This window comes from Pseudomonas sp. AC193 (assembly GCF_979258075.1).
The window spans coordinates 2,730,312-2,746,083 of record NZ_OZ409832.1; the positions used below are offsets into that span (position 1 = coordinate 2,730,312).

Consider the following 15,772-nt stretch of genomic DNA (forward strand, 5'->3'; position numbering starts at 1 on the left):
TCCTACAGGTCGGTATACGACGATCCATTGTAGGAGTGAGCCTGCTCGCGATAGGGCCAGCACAGGCAACCAATCACTCCCCTGCTACAAAAATCCAACAATTCCCCCAGTCATTTCCCGCACTTTGCGCAAAATGCCGTTAGTCGCCACCCCCCGCGATGGATTAAAGTAACGCCCCCAGCCCCGGCGTTATCCGAACGCCTGTGGCCACCCCTTTCCAGGAACAGTCACCGATGGAACATCGTGAAGCGCTGCTGGCGCTGCGAACCTTTCTTTCAACGCAGATTCTCGGCCAGGAAAAACTCATCGAGCGTTTGCTCATCGCCCTGCTCGCCGACGGCCACATGCTGGTCGAGGGCGCCCCGGGTCTGGCCAAGACCAAAGCGATCAAAGAACTCGCCGAGGGCATCGAAGCCCAGTTCCATCGCATCCAGTTCACCCCTGACCTGCTGCCGGCCGACATCACCGGCACCGAGATCTATCGCCCGGAAACCGGCAGTTTCGTGTTCCAGCAAGGGCCAATCTTCCACAACCTGGTGCTGGCGGACGAAATCAACCGTGCCCCGGCCAAGGTGCAATCGGCGCTACTCGAAGCCATGGCTGAGCGTCAGGTCAGTGTCGGCCGCAGCACCTACGAGCTGTCGCCGCTGTTTCTGGTGATGGCCACGCAGAACCCGATCGAGCAGGAAGGCACCTATCCGCTGCCGGAAGCGCAGCTCGATCGTTTCCTCATGCACGTAAAAATCGGCTTCCCGGATGCCGCCGTCGAACGCCGCATCCTCCAACAGGCCCGTGGCGAAGCGCTGAATGGCGAGACCAAGCCCGAGCGCCGGGTCAGCCAGCAGGCGATCTTCGCTGCACGCAAGGAAATCCTTGGCTTGTACATGGCCGACGCCGTGGAGGAATACCTGGTGCAACTGGTCATGGCCACGCGTACGCCGGCCAAGTTCGATCCGGAGATGGCCGAGTGGATTGCCTATGGTGCGAGCCCGCGTGGCTCGATCGCCCTCGACCGCTGCGCCCGCGCCCACGCCTGGCTGGCCGGTCGCGACTTCGTCAGCCCGGAAGACATTCAAGCGGTGCTGTTCGACGTGTTGCGTCACCGCATTATTTTGTCGTTTGAAGCCGAAGCCGCCGGCATCGATCAGGATCGGGTGGTGCAGCGGATTCTCGACGTCGTAGCCGTCGCTTGACCCCCATGAATGCCCCCCAGCCTTCCCAACCGGGCATCCGCGTCAGCCTCGCCGAGCTGATCGAGATGCGTCACCGGGTGCGTGAAGTGCAGCTGTTTTCCACGCCGAGCCAGCGCAGCCCGCTGATCGGCCTGCATCACTCGAAATTCCGTGGTCGCGGTGTCGACTTCGACCAGGTGCGCGTGTATCAGGCCGGCGACGACGTGCGCACCATCGACTGGCGCGTCACCGCTCGCACGCAAGAGCCGCACACCAAGCTGTTCCATGAAGAACGCGAACGACCGATTTTCATCATGGTCGAGCAAAGCACGCGGCTGTTTTTCGGCTCCGGGCTGATGTTCAAATCGGTGTTGGCCGCACAAGCCGCGGCGCTGATCGGCTGGGCCGCGCTCGGCCACAACGACCGGGTCGGTGGGCTGGTGTTCGGCGACAACGAGCACTACGAAATCAAGCCTCGGCGCAGCAAGCAGAGCCTGCTGCAATTGCTCAATCGTTTGGTCAAGGTCAATCAATCGCTGCACAGCGAACGTGAGCCGGATCGCGATGCCTTCGGCGTGGCCCTGCGCCGCGCCCGCGAAGTGCTGCGCCCCGGCAGTCTGGCCATTGTGATTTGCGATGAGCGCGCGCTGTCCGACAGCGCCGAGCAACAACTGAGCTTGTTGGCGCGTCATTGCGACCTGTTGATGCTGCCGATTTCCGATCCACTCGATCACGCCCTCCCCGCCGCCGGCCTTTTACGATTCGCCGAACGTGGCGCCCAGCTTGAGCTCGACACGCTGAATTTCGATCTGCGCCAAACCTATCGCGCGCAGGCCGAAGCGCGCATCGCACGCTGGGAATTGCTCGCGCAGAAGCTGCGGGTGCTGCTGATGCCGTTGAGCACGCAGAGTGAAATGGTCGAGCAGATGCGCGAATTCCTCAATCCGCAGCGTCCGGGGAAAGGTCGATGAACGGCCTCGACCAATTGCAACCGCTGATCTCGCCGCCGCCGATTGCTTTTTGGCCTCCGGCGCCGGGCTGGTGGTTATTACTGCTGTTATTGCCGCTGCTCGGTTACGCCGTATGGCGCCTGCGCCGTTTCATTCCCATGAAGAAACGCCCGATCGTGCGCGCTGAACAGCCACTCGATCCGGTGCGCGTTGCCGCCCTCGCAGAATTGGCGCAGATGCCCAAACCCTACGACGGTGCCCCGGCCGGCGCGTGGCTGCAACAGGTCAATGGCCTGCTCAAACGCCTGTGTCGCAACCATTATCCCTACAGCCAGAGCCACACCCTTAATGGCCGAAAATGGCTGGCGTTCCTCGACAACCGTTGCCCCGCCGCTGGCCTGACGCGCTGGATGGTGCTGGTCGAAGGCGCGTACAAACCGGAATGCAAACTCGACGACAAAGCCATTGCCGGCCTGACGCAAGCCGTCGACACGTGGATTCGCAAACATGTTTGAGTTCGCCTGGCCGTGGATTTTTCTGCTGTTGCCGCTGCCGTGGCTGATGCGCCTCGTGCTGCCGGTAGCGGACAGCGGCGAACCGGCGCTGAAAGTCAGCTTTCTGTCCGACCTCGAAGGCCTCGCCCGCCGTCGTGCCCGCGCCAATTTGCCTGCGTGGCGCCAGCAAGCGCCGTTCATGTTGTTGTGGTTGCTACTGCTGACTGCCGCTGCGCGCCCGCAATGGCTCGGCGAACCGCTGCCGATTGCCGCCAGCGGCCGAGACTTACTGGTGGCGGTGGACGTGTCCGGCTCGATGGATTTCCCCGACATGCAGTGGCAGGACGAAGAAGTCAGTCGCCTGTCCTTGGTGCAGCATCTGCTCGGTGACTTCCTGGAAAGCCGTGACGGCGACCGCGTTGGCTTGATCCTCTTCGGCAGTCAGGCCTACCTGCAAGCACCGCTGACCTTTGATCGCCACACCGTGCGCGTCTGGCTCGATGAGGCGCGCATCGGCATTGCCGGCAAAAACACAGCCATCGGCGACGCCATCGGTCTCGGCCTGAAACGCCTGCGCATGCGTCCGGCGCAAAGCCGTGTGCTGATTCTGGTCACCGACGGCGCCAACAATGGCGGCGAAATCGATCCGTTGACGGCGGCAAAACTGGCGGCCAGCGAAGGCGTGAAGATTTACCCGATCGGCATCGGCGCCAATCCTGAGGACAGCGGTTCGACCGGCCTGCTCGGCGTCAATCCAAGCCTGGATCTCGACGAGCCGGCGCTCAAGGAAATCGCCGAAGTCACCGGCGGGCAATACTTCCGCGCGCATGATGGCCAGGAACTGCAAGCGATCAAGGACACCCTCGACCAGCTCGAACCGGTGACCCAACAACCGACCCAGGCACGTCCCGCGCAAGCCTTGTATCACTGGCCACTGGCGTTGGCGCTGTGGTTGAGCCTGTTGTTGGTCGCCCGGGAATTGTGGCCGGACAACCCGCTGCAACGCCTGTTCAACAAGGAGCTTAATCTGCAAAGTCCGCTGCCTGACTGGCGCGAGCGTCTCAAACGCCTGCGTCTGCGGAGGCGTCGATGATTGCCCTCTGGCCGCACTGGTTCCGTCCGTGGTGGTTGCTGCTGCTGCCGCTGCTCGGCTGGCTGATCTGGCAACTCTGGCACCGGCAAAAACGCGCCGGACGCTGGCAGATGATTCTGCCGCCGGCGTTCCACGCCACCCTGCTCAGTGGCGGCAGCGGTCGCGACAGCAAACTGCCGTGGGTGGCCCTTGGCGTGGCGTGGCTGCTGACGATTCTCGCGTTGCTCGGGCCGAGCTGGGAGCGCGTCGAACAGACCAGCCAAAAACCGGCCGACCCATTGGTGATCGTGCTGGAACTGACCCCGGAAATGCTCGCCACCGACTCACCGCCGACGCGACTGGAGCAAGCGCGGCGCAAGGTGTTCGACCTGTTGCAGGCGCGCAGCGATGCGCAGACCGCCATCGTCGTTTACGCCGGCAGCGCCCACACGCTGGTGCCGCTGTCGGATGATCTGGCGACCAGCCGCAATCTGCTCGACGCGCTGAAGCCGTCGCTGATGCCGGAAAGCGGTCATCGCGCCGATCTCGCTGTCGCTAAAGCGCTGGACTTACTCAAACAAGGAGCACTCGGCCAAGGGCGGATTCTGCTGGTCGGCTCGTCGCTGAGCGAAGATGAACGGCAAGGCATTCGGCGGGCGCTCAACGGGCAATCGGCGCAGCTGTTGATGCTCGGCATCGGCACCGCCGAAGGTGCGCCGATTGCGCAGGAGGACGGCAGTTTCCTCAAGGACGAACAAGGCGCGATCCGTGTGCCGCAACTCGACAGCCCGGGCCTGGCGGCGTTCATCAATAGCGTCGGCGGTGACTACCACGCGGCGCGTCTGGATGAAGCCGATCTCGGCGCACTCGGCCTGCTCAACGGCCCGCGCAGTTTGCGCAGCGATGGCCAGACCGTGCGCCTCGACACGTGGGCCGACCAGGGTTATTGGTTGCTGCTGCCACTGCTGCTGCTCGCGGCCTGTGCTGGGCGGCGTGGCTGGCTGTTTTGCCTGCCGCTGCTGTTCTGCCTGCCGCAGCCCAGCTACGCTTTTGACTTCGAAGACTTGTGGCTGCGCCCCGACCAGCAAGGCCTGCACTTGCTCAAACAGAAACGCCCCGCCGAAGCCGCAGAACATTTTGACGATCACCAGTGGCAAGGGGTGGCGTTGTACGAGGCTGGCGACTACAGTGGCGCCGCCCAGCGTTTTGCCGAAGGCAGCGATGCCCGCGCCCACTACAATCGTGGCAACGCTTTGGCGAAAAGCGGTGAGCTGGACGCGGCGATCGACGCCTATGAACAGGCGCTGGAGCTGCAACCGGATCTGCGTCCGGCACAGACCAACAAGGCGCTGGTGGAAAATCTGCTGAAGCAGAAAAACACCCCGCCACCGGTCGAACCGGAAAGCCAGCAGCCCGAACAGAATCTGCCGGGCGGTGAACCTCCGCCACCCACCGCGCCGCCACCAGCGGTGAAAAGCGAAACCCAGAGTGAGGCGCAATCCGGCGAGTCTGCCAGTGAACCGCCGCCGACCACACCGCCGCAGCCAGGCCCCAATGAGGTGCCGGGCAGCAACGATGAGGAAGAGGAAACCAACACCGTGCCGACGCTGCGCCCGACCGAGGACAACCTAGAAGGCGAGCAACGTCAGGCACTGGAACAATGGCTGGGTAAAATCCCGGACGATCCGGGCGAACTGCTGCGACGCAAATTCTGGTACGAACAGCAACAACATCAGGATCAGGAAAACACTCGATGACCCGCTTCACCGCTCTCTTGCTGCCCCTGCTGCTCTGCACGACCGCCAACGCGGCCGAGCTGATCGCCAGTGTGGATCGCAGTCGCCTGAATTCCGGCGAGACGGTCGAGCTCACCCTCGAAATCAGCGACGTCACCCAGTTCGGCAAACCCGACCTGACCCCGCTGGAGCCGCTGTTCGAAGTGCGTGGCACGCGGCAGGTCAACCAGCTCAATACCCTCAACGGCGACAACCGCGCGACCACACGCTGGATCATCACGTTGCTGCCGAAAGAGAACGGCAGCGTGGTGATTCCCTCGCTGCAAATGGGCGAGGTGCAGAGCCAGCCGATCACCGTGCAGGTGGTCGAAAGCGACACCCGCGAAGACAAGAACAGCCTTGATCCGGTGTTTATCGAAGCCAGTCTCGATCAGTCCAGCGTGTATGTGCAGGCGCAGGCGATCCTGACTGTGCGCGTCTATCACTCGGTTTCGCTGTACGACGACAGCAGCCTGTCGCCGCTGCAAATCGTCGATGCACGGGTTGAGCAGCTCGGCGACACGCGCACCTACGAGAAAGACATCAACGGTGTGCGCCACGGCGTCATCGAAATGCGCTACGCGATCTATCCGCAGCACAGCGGTTTGCTGACGATCACCCCGCAGACTTTCAGCGCCACGCTGGTCGACACGCAACCGGCCCAGGACACCAGCCCACAAGGGCCGAAGCCGGGCAAACTGATGCGCGTCACCTCTTCGGAAATTCCGCTGACGGTCAAGCCCAAACCGCTGACTTATCCTGCTGATGCACCGTGGTTGCCGGCACGCAGCCTGAGCTTGAGCGAGAGCTGGAATCCGGAGCCGGAACACACGCAGATCGGCGATTCGCTGACCCGCAGCCTGACCCTGAAAGTCGAAGGTCTGGCCGCTTCGCAATTGCCCGCCCTGCCTGCCACCGACGTCAATGGCCTGCGCCGCTACCCCGATCAACCGGTGCTGAGCAATCAAAGCAGCGACCGTGGCCTGATCGGTAGCCGTGAAGAACGCGAAGCGCTGGTGCCGAGCCGCAGCGGCTCGATTGATCTGCCGACGGTGGACGTGGTGTGGTGGAACACCTTCGAAGATCATCTGGAACACAGCAGCCTGCCCGCGCGCACCCTGCAAGTCGCCAATAACCCGAGCCTGCAAGTCGACACGCCGACGGGCAATCTGCAACCGGGGATTGTCGATAACGACACGCTGTGGTGGTGGAAACTCAGCACGCTGATACTGGCCTGCACCACCCTGCTCGGCTTTGGTCTGTGGTGGCGAGCGCGCTGGCAGCCGGCGATCCTGCGCGCCGCACAAACCGGCCCGAGCCCGCGCACCTTGCTCGACGACATCAAGCGCGCGAGCCAGGCCAATGACCCTCAGGCGACGCGGCAGGCGCTGGATGCCTGGGCGCGTCAGCAGCCGGAGACGCTGGCGGACATGGCGGCGCGGTTTGTGCCGTTGTCGGATGCGCTGGATGGGCTCAATGGCGCCTTGTATAGCGAAACCGGGCAGCATTGGCAGGGCGAGGATTTGTGGCGGGCAATCCGCACGATTCCGACCGCCGAGCGCGTGCACGACCCGGTGGGTGACAGCGGCTTGCCACCGCTCTACCCCAAATAACCACTCTCGAGAATGTAGGAGCCCCCCCTGTGGCGAGGGGATTTATCCCCGTTCGGCTGCGCAGCAGCCGCAAAATCAGACCATGCGGTGTGTCAGGCATATTGAGTTGCAGGATTTGGGGCCGCTTCGCAGCCCAGCGGGGATAAATCCCCTCGCCACAGGGTTCCCTTTCTAACCTGCATCTCCATTCCAACAGACTGACTTCGACCACAGGTGTAGTTTTGCCAGTAAACTCTCCCCCTCTTTCGCCGCCTCTTAATTCCCGCGCGGCCATCACCTCTTTTTGTTGCGGAGTCCGCCTTGCGTCTGTTTCACACCTCCGACTGGCACCTTGGGCAAAACCTGCATGGTCAGGAGCGCGATTTCGAGCACGCCTGTTTTCTCGAATGGCTGCTGCGCCAATTGAAACTGGCGCAGCCGGATGTGCTGCTGATTGCCGGTGACATCTTTGACACGGTCAATCCGCCGGTCAAAGCCCAGGAATGCCTTTACGATTTCATCGTCAACGCCCACGAGCAGCAGCCCTTGCTGACCATCGTGATGATCGCCGGCAACCACGATTCCGGCTCGCGCATCGAACTGCCCGCGCCGTTGATGCGCCGCTTGCGCACCCACGCGCTTGGTCGCGTGCTGTGGCTGGACGACGGCCAGCTCGATTCCGAACGTCTGCTGCTGCCATTGCCGAACGCCAAAGGCGACATCGCCGCGTGGTGCCTGGCGCTGCCGTTTCTGCGCCCGGCCGAAGTCACCGGTGCACACCTGGGCGACAACTATTTGCGCGGCATCGGTCAGGTGCATGAATGGCTGATCGAAGCCGCCAACGCCAAACGCAAACCGGGTCAGGCGCTGATCGCCATCAGCCACGCGCACATGGCCGGTGGCTCGGTCTCGGAGGACTCCGAGCGCAGCCTGATCATCGGTAACGCCGAAGCGCTGCCCGCCAGTCTGTTCGGGCCGAGCATCAGTTACGTCGCCCTCGGCCATTTGCACAAGCCACAGAAGGTCAACGGCGAGGAGCGCATTCGCTACAGCGGTTCGCCGATTCCGTTGTCGTTCTCGGAAATCGGTTATCAGCATCAGATTCTCGACGTCACCCTCGACGGCGAAACCCTGGTCAGCGTCGAGCCGATATTGATTCCGCGTTCGGTCAATCTGCAACGCATCGGCCCGGCACCGCTGGCCGAGATTCTCCTGCAACTGGCCGACCTGCCGAACATCGACCTGCTCGCTGAAACCCAGCGCCAGCCATGGCTGGAAGTGCGTGTGACCCTCGACGAGCCGCAGCCCGATCTGCGCCATCAAGTGGAAAACGCCCTGCAAGGCAAAGCCGTGCGCCTGGTGCGCATCGCCGCTGAATACGCTGGCAAGCGTGGCGCTGACGGCGAGGAGGATGGCACCGCGCTCATCGAACTCGATCAACTCACCCCGCAGGAATTGTTCAGCCGCGCCTGGCTCGACAACTACGGCAGCGAGGTCGACGAGCAGACGCTGAAGGACTTCGCCGAACTGCTGCAAGACGTGCAACTGGAGGGCGAGCAGCCATGAAAATTCTCGCCATTCGCTTGAAAAACCTCGCCTCGCTGGCCGGGCCGTTCGAGATCGATTTCACCGCTGAACCGCTGGCCAGTGCCGGTTTGTTCGCGATTACCGGGCCGACCGGCGCCGGTAAAAGTACCCTGCTCGACGCCTTGTGCCTGGCATTGTTCGGCGCTGTACCGCGCCTGAACAACACCGGCCGTGACGCCAAAGTGCCCGATGCTGATGGCGAGATCGCCACGGGTGACCCGCGCACTTTGCTGCGTCGCGGCACCGGCGAAGGCTATGCCGAGGTGGATTTCGTCGGAGTTGATGGCCGTCGCTATCGGGCGCGCTGGGAAGCCAACCGCGCCCGCGAGAAGGCTGGCGGCAAGTTGCAGGCCAGCCGCCAGAGCCTGCGTGACATTGATCAGGATCAACTGCTCGCCAGCCAGAAAGGCGAATACAAAACCCAACTGGAAGCCGCACTGGGCCTGAACTTCGAACAGTTCACCCGCGCCGTGTTGCTGGCGCAGAGCGAGTTCAGCGCGTTCCTCAAAGCGGACGACAACGACCGCAGCGAACTGCTGGAAAAACTCACCGACACCGCGCTGTATACCCGCCTCGGCCGTCGTGCATTCGACAAGACCAAAGAGGCCCGCGAAGCGCACAAGCTGTTGCAGGATCAGGCCACTGGCGTCACTCCCCTCGCCCCCGAAGCGCGCGCCGAACTGGATGAGCGTTTCAACGCTGCACAGCAGCGACTCAAGTTGCAGCAGGCGCAATTGAAGCAACTGGAGCAGCAACACAGTTGGCTCAAGGATTTGCGTCTGCTGCAGGACGCGCAGCAAGCCGCCAGCGAGCAACTGCACAGCGCTCAGCAGCAATCAGAAGGTCTGGCCGGCGAACGCATCAAGCTGACGCGTCTGGAACAACTCGGCCCGCAACGGCACCAGTTCGCCCGCAAAACCGAACTCGATGCGTTGTTGACGCCGTTGGCCGCGCAGATTGCCGAGCACACCCGCCAGCACGCCGAACTGACTGAACGTCAGACGCAACTCGAGCAGAATCTTGAGGCCGCCAAAGTCGCGCTGACCGAGGCGCAGCAACGCCAATCTGAAAACGCGCCGCTGTTGCGTCAGGCCTTCGAAGAGCAAAGCACCCTCGCCCGTCTGGCCATAGATGTGGCCGCGAGCGCTGAGGCCAAAGCCACTGCGCAACAGGCCTGCACCGAGGGCCAGAGCGCCATTCAAGCCTTGCAGGAAAAGCAGGGGCAGGTCGCCGAACGCTTGCAACGCATCGCCGCTGAGCTGGAACAAAGCGCTCATCTGGCGCCATTGAGCGATGCGTGGAATGCCTATCGCGATCGTCTCCAGCAGTTGATGCTGATCGGCAATCGCCTGAACAAAGGTCAGGCCGAACTGGCCAACCTCGAACAAAACGCCACGCGCAGCGCTGAAGAGTTCGCCAGCCAGAAGCAACAACTCGAAGTGCTGTTCAAAGAGGCCGGCGCCGAACCGGATGCCGTCGCCGAGCAGATCGGCATTCTCAGTGCGCTGTTGCAGGACAACCGCAAACAACTGCGCGCTTTCGAAGACCTGTCGCGGCTGTGGGCCACTCAACAGGATCTGGACAAGCGCGGCGCCGAGTTGCAACAACGCCAGCTCAATGCGCAGCAGGAGCGTGAGCGCCTGACCCAGGACGGCGTCAAAACCAAAGCCGAACTGACCGTCGCCGAGCAAACCCTCAACGTCACCCGCGAACTGCTTGAACGCCAGCGTCTGGCGCGCAGTGCCAGTGTCGAAGAGTTGCGCGCGCAGTTGCAGGACGATCAACCGTGCCCGGTGTGTGGCAGCAATGAGCACCCGTATCACCAGCCGGAAGCGCTGCTGCAAAGCCTCGGTCGCCACGATGAAAGCGAACAGGCCAACGCTCAGCTAGTCGTCGATCAGCTCAAGGAAAAACTCAGCGAATTGCGGGCCGATGTCGGCGCTGTCATTGCTCAGCAGAAAGAACTGCTGCAACAACAGGAGCAACTGGCGAACCAGCAACAGGCCCTCGCGCCGAGCCTCGATGCGCACCCGCTGTCTGCTCTGTTGCTCAATCAGGACGCCGACAAACGCGACGCCTGGCTCATGCGCCAGAACGAGCAATTGAACCAGAGCATCACGCAGGACGAACAGCGCCAGAGCACCCTGCTCACCCTGCAACAGGATGCGGCGCGGTTGACTCAACAATTGCGTCAGGCGGAAACCGCGCATCAGCAAGCCGCGCAGCACCTGAGCAATCAACAGCGCGAACTGAGCAGCGACCGTCAACGCCTCGATGAAGAACTGACGGCATTCGGCCCTCTGCTGCCGGCCGAGACCCTTGAAGCCCTGCGCCTGGAGCCGGCAGCGACGTTTATGCAGCTTGACCGGCAGATCGCCGAGCGTCTGACGCAACTCGATCAGCAAAAGGAAGAACTGAGCGAACAGCAGCAACGGCAGCAGACGCTGGATAAAGAACAGGATCGGCAGCAGACCCGCGTGTTGCAGGCACAAACGGCTGAGCAGCAGTTCAATGCGCTGGCCGAGCAACAGCAACTGTGCCAGCAGAAGCTGGCGCAATTGCTCGGCGAGCACAGCAGCGCCGAACAGTGGCAGCAGCAACTGGAACAGGCCGTGGAGCAAGCGCGCGCCGCCGAAACCAGTACCGCGCAAGAACTGCAAAGTGTGCGCACGCAGCTTGTGCAGATCGCCGCCGAACTCAAAGCGCAGCAACAACATTTGCAGGCTCTGGAAAGTGAAGACAAGGATCTGGCCAGCAAGATTGCCGACTGGCGCGCTCGTCATCCGGAGCTGGATGACGGTGGCCTCGAAGACCTGCTGCGGGTTGACGACGCGCAACTCGCTGAGCTGCGCCAACACTTGCAGCAAAACGAAAAAGCCATCGAGCAGGCCAAAGTGCTGTTGCAGGAACGTGACGAGCGCTTAGCCGCACATCAGGCTCAGCACAACGGCAATCTCGAGGCCGAGCAACTCGCCACGGCCCTGACGGATTTGCAGAACCAGTTCAACGTCAGCGAGCAGCAATGCGCTGAACTTCGCGCTGAACAGGTCGAAGATCAGCGCCGGCAGAATGCCAATCAGGCCTTGGCGCAGCAGATTGCTGATGCCTATGCCGAGTATCAGCGTTGGGCGCGGCTCAGTGCGCTGATTGGCTCGGCCACCGGCGATACGTTCCGCAAGATCGCCCAGGCCTACAACCTCGATTTGCTGGTGCATCACGCCAACGTGCAACTGCGCCAACTGGTCAAACGCTATCGCCTGAAACGCGGCGGCAGCATGCTCGGCTTGTTGGTGATGGACACCGAAATGGGCGATGAACTGCGCTCGGTGCATTCGTTGTCTGGCGGCGAGACGTTCCTGGTGTCGTTGGCGTTGGCGCTGGGTCTGGCCTCGATGGCGTCGAGCACGCTGAAAATCGAATCGCTGTTTATCGACGAAGGGTTTGGCAGCCTCGATCCGGAGTCGCTGCAACTGGCGATGGATGCGCTGGATGGTTTGCAGGCCCAGGGCCGTAAGGTCGCGGTGATTTCCCATGTACAGGAAATGCACGAACGGATTCCGGTGCAGATTCAGGTGCAGCGTCAGGGCAATGGTTTGAGCACCCTGGAGGTGAAATGAATACGCTGTACTCGTTCCGCCGCTGTCCGTATGCGATGCGGGCGCGGATGGCGTTGCGTTATTCGGGCGTGCCGGTGGAGATTGTCGAGGTCAGCCTTAAAGCCAAACCGTCGGAGATGCTGGCGATCTCGCCGAAGGGCACGGTGCCGGTGCTGGATGCGGATGGTCGGGTGATTGATGAGAGCCTGGAAATCATGCGCTGGGCGCTGGCGCAGAATGACCCGCAGAACTGGTTGTTTGATGGAGATTCGCGAATTGCCGAGTTGATCGAGGCGAACGATCAGGGGTTCAAGGTGGATTTGAATCGCTACAAGTATGCCGAGCGGTATCCGGAACAGCCAATGGAGGTTTATCGGGCTCAGGGCGTGGTGTTTTTGCAGCGGTTGGAGGGGTTGTTGCAGGATCGCGATTATTTGCTGGCTGATCATCCGAGCCTGGCGGATATCGCCCTGCTGCCGTTTGTTCGGCAGTTCGCGCATGTGGATCGCGAGTGGTTTGCGCAGACGCCTTATCCGCGCCTGCAGGCTTGGTTGCACAACTTCCTCGCGTCCGACCTCTTCACCTCGATCATGAAGAAGTAACCCTCAACTTCCTGCCTGATTGATCATTCCCACGCGGAGCGTGGGAATGATCAATCCTGTGGTGAGGGTATTATTGTGGCGAGGGGATTTATCCCCGTTCGGCTGCGAAGCAGTCGTGAAACCATTCTATGCGGTGTGTCAGGCAAATTTGAGTTGCAGGATTTGGGGCTGCTTCGCAGCCCATCGGGGATAAATCCCCTCGCCACAATAAATTCCATCACCACAATGGATTGCGGTGTCTAGGCAAGCGCATTGCACATCCCAAGCGCCATGCAATCCACTTCGAAAGGCCCAAGGAAATCCGCCGAAACCTTCACCGGCGGATTCCCCGCCATCAGCCCCAGCGTATTCGCCCGTTCAATGTTGTGCGCAATGCTGTGATTGGCCTCTATGGCCCGCGCCAGCCCGCCCACCGAGCCTTGGCCGACACCCAGTAAGGAAGCGCCGTTAGTCATGACCGCCAGACTGGCGATGACCCAAAGTCTGTAGCCTTTCATGCGCCGCCGACTCCTGCGAGTTCAGCCCGGTCGACCATCACGCTCTGCGAGCGGACTTCGAACTGGATGCCGGGATGGGCGACGTCTATCGGTGCGTCGAAAGTGTGTTCCATCTGCGAGGCGATGCTGACGACCAGTACAACGGCCAGGTAAAGACCGATGGCCAGGTAGGCGCCGCGTTTGGCTGAAGTGATGATTGCGCTGGCCATGGTGTTCTCCCGTGGGCATGTTTCGATGGCCACAGAATCGATCAAAACAGCACGGGCAACCACTCAGGGTTTTCCATAGTGAACATCAGTTGCGTTGATTATTTAGCCGGTCTATTTGCGCGTTTGAGAAAACCTATGACCGTGCTTCACGAACACGGGGGCGACGGTCTTTACGGATCGTTCCCACGCTCTGCGTGGGAACGATCAAACCACACGCGCACAAACATGTAGGAGCTGCCGAAGGCTGCGATCTTTTGACGTTTAAGATCAAAAGATCGCAGCCTTCGGCAGCTCCTACAGGGGAGTTTTGTGCAGACTTTCAGTGTTGGGCTTTGTGATCCAGAGCAGCGTAGAAGTTGGCGCTCTGTTGCAGGTATTTTTGGGTGTAGCTCTGGGTGTGGGATTTTTTGCTGTTGATTTCAACGTTGGCGCTGGCTGGCAGCACAACGGTGGCGGAGATGGCGGAAGCGGCGATAACGGAGAAGAGATTGAAGTTCATGGCGGTAACCCTCGTGTTCGGTTGGCTTGCTTGCCCGGTTGGGCTGTGAAGCAAACTTAACGCTCGACGGTTACTCGCTTGAAATGCTTTGTAGCATTACCGAATATCAGCGCGATTGATACAAAGAGACAGGCCCCGTAAACCGGGGCCTGTGGCTTATTGTCGCACCATAAACTTCAGGTCGCTCGGGGCGTCCATTGGCAGTTTCTGCACGGTTTTGCCGAGCAGACCGGTCTTGCTGTCGCGTTCAACGACAACAATCTGGTTGCTCTTCTGGTTGGCGATCAGCAGGAACTTGCCGCTCGGATCGAGGCTGAATTCGCGCGGATGATCACCTTCAACCGAACGCTTTTGCAGCTCTTTGAGCTGAGCGGTCGCCGGATCGATGCTGAACACCACCATCTGATTCGCGGTGCCACGGTTGCTGACGTAGAGGAACTTGCCGTCCGCCGAGGTGTGCAGCGCCGCGCCGGCCTTGTCCGAGGTCGGTTGACCGGCGGCCAGATCGACCAGTTGGGTTTGCGTCAGCACGCCATCGTTGTAATCGAACACCGCGACCTGCGCGCTCATTTCCATGGTCAGCCAGGCATGTTTGCCGTCAGCGCTGAACAGCAAATGACGTGGGCCGCTGCCGGCTGGCATAGCGACGAACGCGGTTTTCGCCGGGGTCAGCGGCAGATCAGGGTTGGCTTTCGGGTCGAATTGGTAGATGAAGACCTTGTCAGCGCCCAAGTCATTGGAGAACACGTAACGACCGTCCGGCGAGGAAATCGTCGAGTGCACGTGGTTCGACGCCTGGCGCTCAGGGTTGACCCGGCTCGCCGGGTGCGCGCTCATTTGCACTACCGGTTTCAGCTTGCCGTCAGCACCGACGGGCAACACCGCCAAGGTTCCGCCCGGATCTTCTACCACCGAATAGTTGCTGACGAACAGGTGGCTGGCGTCGCCGCTGAGGCTCGAATGGGTCGGCTCGTTGCCCAGGCTCTGTACTTGATTGATCAGGGTCAGGGCGTGGGTTTTCGGATCGATCGAATAGCTGCTGACGCGGCCAACCGGGTCTTTCTGGCCCGGGCCGTTTTCATTGACCACGAACAGGCGATGCTGGTCTTTGGACAGGGTCAGCCACGACGGGTTTTCGCTCTTCACCACTTGCAGCGGCTTGGCGTCGATCTGGCCAGTGGCGCTGTCGAATTTCATTCGATAGATGCCCTGGCTGGTGCCGGCGGTGTAAGAACCGACCAGCAATTGAAAGCTTTCTGCCGATGCCGTAGACAGGCCCATGGCACCCACGCTGCCGGCCATCAGCAGCGGCCAGAATTTACGCATTTTCATCAGTGTCATCCTCATCATCGCTGCTGCTGACGACATCGCCATGGCACACCAGGCGGTGTTCGCCGATCACTTTGGTTTCATTGAAATAGCCGACGATCAGCCAGCTCTGCAGCGAGTCATCGAACGTGGCCGCTGCAACTTGAGCCGGGGTAAATTCCCAATGCTTGGCCGCTCGGCCATCGATGCATTCGATGTGCAGATTGTCGTCTTCGTCGAGGGCGAATTCGAAGGCATGCAGGCCGTCGATTTCGACCATACCGCAGTGTTCGAGGGCGTTGAGAAGGGTTTGGGCAGTCATGGCAATCAAGTCTTTCAGGGGGAAACCGGCAATGATAGCTCATTGTGAACGCACAACCCCTGTGGGAGCGGGCTTGCTCGCGAATGCGTTGTGTCAG

At 61.3% G+C, this 15,772-nt stretch carries 14 protein-coding genes; 9 read left to right on the top strand and 5 right to left on the bottom strand.

Going from position 1 to position 15,772, the window contains the following annotated elements; all coding sequences use genetic code 11:
* The first annotated feature begins 233 nt into the window (after positions 1-233).
* The 9 genes from ACZZ0D_RS12295 to ACZZ0D_RS12335 all read left to right on the top strand — a co-directional run bounded on the left by ACZZ0D_RS12295 (position 234) and on the right by ACZZ0D_RS12335 (position 12,840).
* A complete protein-coding gene (locus ACZZ0D_RS12295) occupies positions 234-1,193 on the top strand; it encodes an AAA family ATPase (protein WP_003218556.1) in 960 nt (319 codons plus the stop codon).
* Between the two features lie 5 nt (positions 1,194-1,198).
* The gene (locus ACZZ0D_RS12300; RefSeq protein ID WP_463553382.1) at positions 1,199-2,143 is read left to right on the top strand and encodes a DUF58 domain-containing protein; all 945 of its coding nucleotides are present in this window, start codon (positions 1,199-1,201) and stop codon (positions 2,141-2,143) included.
* Complete coding sequence (locus ACZZ0D_RS12305) at positions 2,140-2,637, top strand: DUF4381 domain-containing protein (RefSeq protein ID WP_053121136.1); 498 nt, start codon at positions 2,140-2,142, stop codon at positions 2,635-2,637. The genes ACZZ0D_RS12300 and ACZZ0D_RS12305 overlap by 4 nt, the downstream gene beginning before the upstream one ends.
* Positions 2,630-3,709, top strand: a complete 1,080-nt coding sequence (locus tag ACZZ0D_RS12310; protein WP_053121138.1) for a vWA domain-containing protein — start codon at positions 2,630-2,632, stop codon at positions 3,707-3,709. Before ACZZ0D_RS12305 ends, ACZZ0D_RS12310 begins: the two co-directional genes overlap by 8 nt.
* The gene (locus ACZZ0D_RS12315) at positions 3,706-5,445 is read left to right on the top strand and encodes a tetratricopeptide repeat protein (RefSeq protein WP_463553383.1); all 1,740 of its coding nucleotides are present in this window, start codon (positions 3,706-3,708) and stop codon (positions 5,443-5,445) included. The genes ACZZ0D_RS12310 and ACZZ0D_RS12315 overlap by 4 nt, the downstream gene beginning before the upstream one ends.
* The gene (locus tag ACZZ0D_RS12320) at positions 5,442-7,076 is read left to right on the top strand and encodes a BatD family protein (RefSeq protein WP_159815089.1); all 1,635 of its coding nucleotides are present in this window, start codon (positions 5,442-5,444) and stop codon (positions 7,074-7,076) included. Before ACZZ0D_RS12315 ends, ACZZ0D_RS12320 begins: the two co-directional genes overlap by 4 nt.
* A gap of 300 nt (positions 7,077-7,376) precedes the next feature.
* On the top strand, positions 7,377-8,621 hold the full coding sequence (locus ACZZ0D_RS12325; RefSeq protein WP_463553384.1) for an exonuclease SbcCD subunit D C-terminal domain-containing protein: 1,245 nt from the start codon (positions 7,377-7,379) through the stop codon (positions 8,619-8,621).
* Positions 8,618-12,259 carry an SbcC/MukB-like Walker B domain-containing protein gene (locus ACZZ0D_RS12330; RefSeq protein WP_463553385.1) on the top strand — a complete coding sequence of 1,214 codons (3,642 nt, stop codon included), beginning with the start codon at positions 8,618-8,620 and terminating at the stop codon, positions 12,257-12,259. Before ACZZ0D_RS12325 ends, ACZZ0D_RS12330 begins: the two co-directional genes overlap by 4 nt.
* Entirely contained in the window at positions 12,256-12,840 is a 585-nt protein-coding gene (locus ACZZ0D_RS12335; protein WP_463553386.1) for a glutathione S-transferase, read from the top strand. Before ACZZ0D_RS12330 ends, ACZZ0D_RS12335 begins: the two co-directional genes overlap by 4 nt.
* A gap of 239 nt (positions 12,841-13,079) precedes the next feature.
* Here ACZZ0D_RS12335 and ACZZ0D_RS12340 read toward each other — a convergent pair whose 3' ends face one another.
* From ACZZ0D_RS12340 to ACZZ0D_RS12360, 5 genes are all read right to left on the bottom strand, one after another.
* Positions 13,080-13,337 carry a hypothetical protein gene (locus ACZZ0D_RS12340; protein ID WP_053121152.1) on the bottom strand — a complete coding sequence of 86 codons (258 nt, stop codon included), beginning with the start codon at positions 13,335-13,337 and terminating at the stop codon, positions 13,080-13,082.
* Entirely contained in the window at positions 13,334-13,546 is a 213-nt protein-coding gene (locus ACZZ0D_RS12345) for a hypothetical protein (protein WP_064392964.1), read from the bottom strand. Before ACZZ0D_RS12345 ends, ACZZ0D_RS12340 begins: the two co-directional genes overlap by 4 nt.
* A 319-nt stretch (positions 13,547-13,865) precedes the next feature.
* Positions 13,866-14,045 (bottom strand): hypothetical protein, encoded by a 180-nt coding sequence (locus ACZZ0D_RS12350; RefSeq protein ID WP_007917967.1) that lies wholly within the window; start codon positions 14,043-14,045, stop codon positions 13,866-13,868.
* A 156-nt stretch (positions 14,046-14,201) separates the two neighbouring features.
* Positions 14,202-15,377, bottom strand: a complete 1,176-nt coding sequence (locus ACZZ0D_RS12355) for a lactonase family protein (RefSeq protein ID WP_463553387.1) — start codon at positions 15,375-15,377, stop codon at positions 14,202-14,204.
* Positions 15,364-15,675 (bottom strand): DUF5629 family protein, encoded by a 312-nt coding sequence (locus ACZZ0D_RS12360; protein ID WP_463553388.1) that lies wholly within the window; start codon positions 15,673-15,675, stop codon positions 15,364-15,366. Before ACZZ0D_RS12360 ends, ACZZ0D_RS12355 begins: the two co-directional genes overlap by 14 nt.
* Positions 15,676-15,772: the final 97 nt, after the last annotated feature.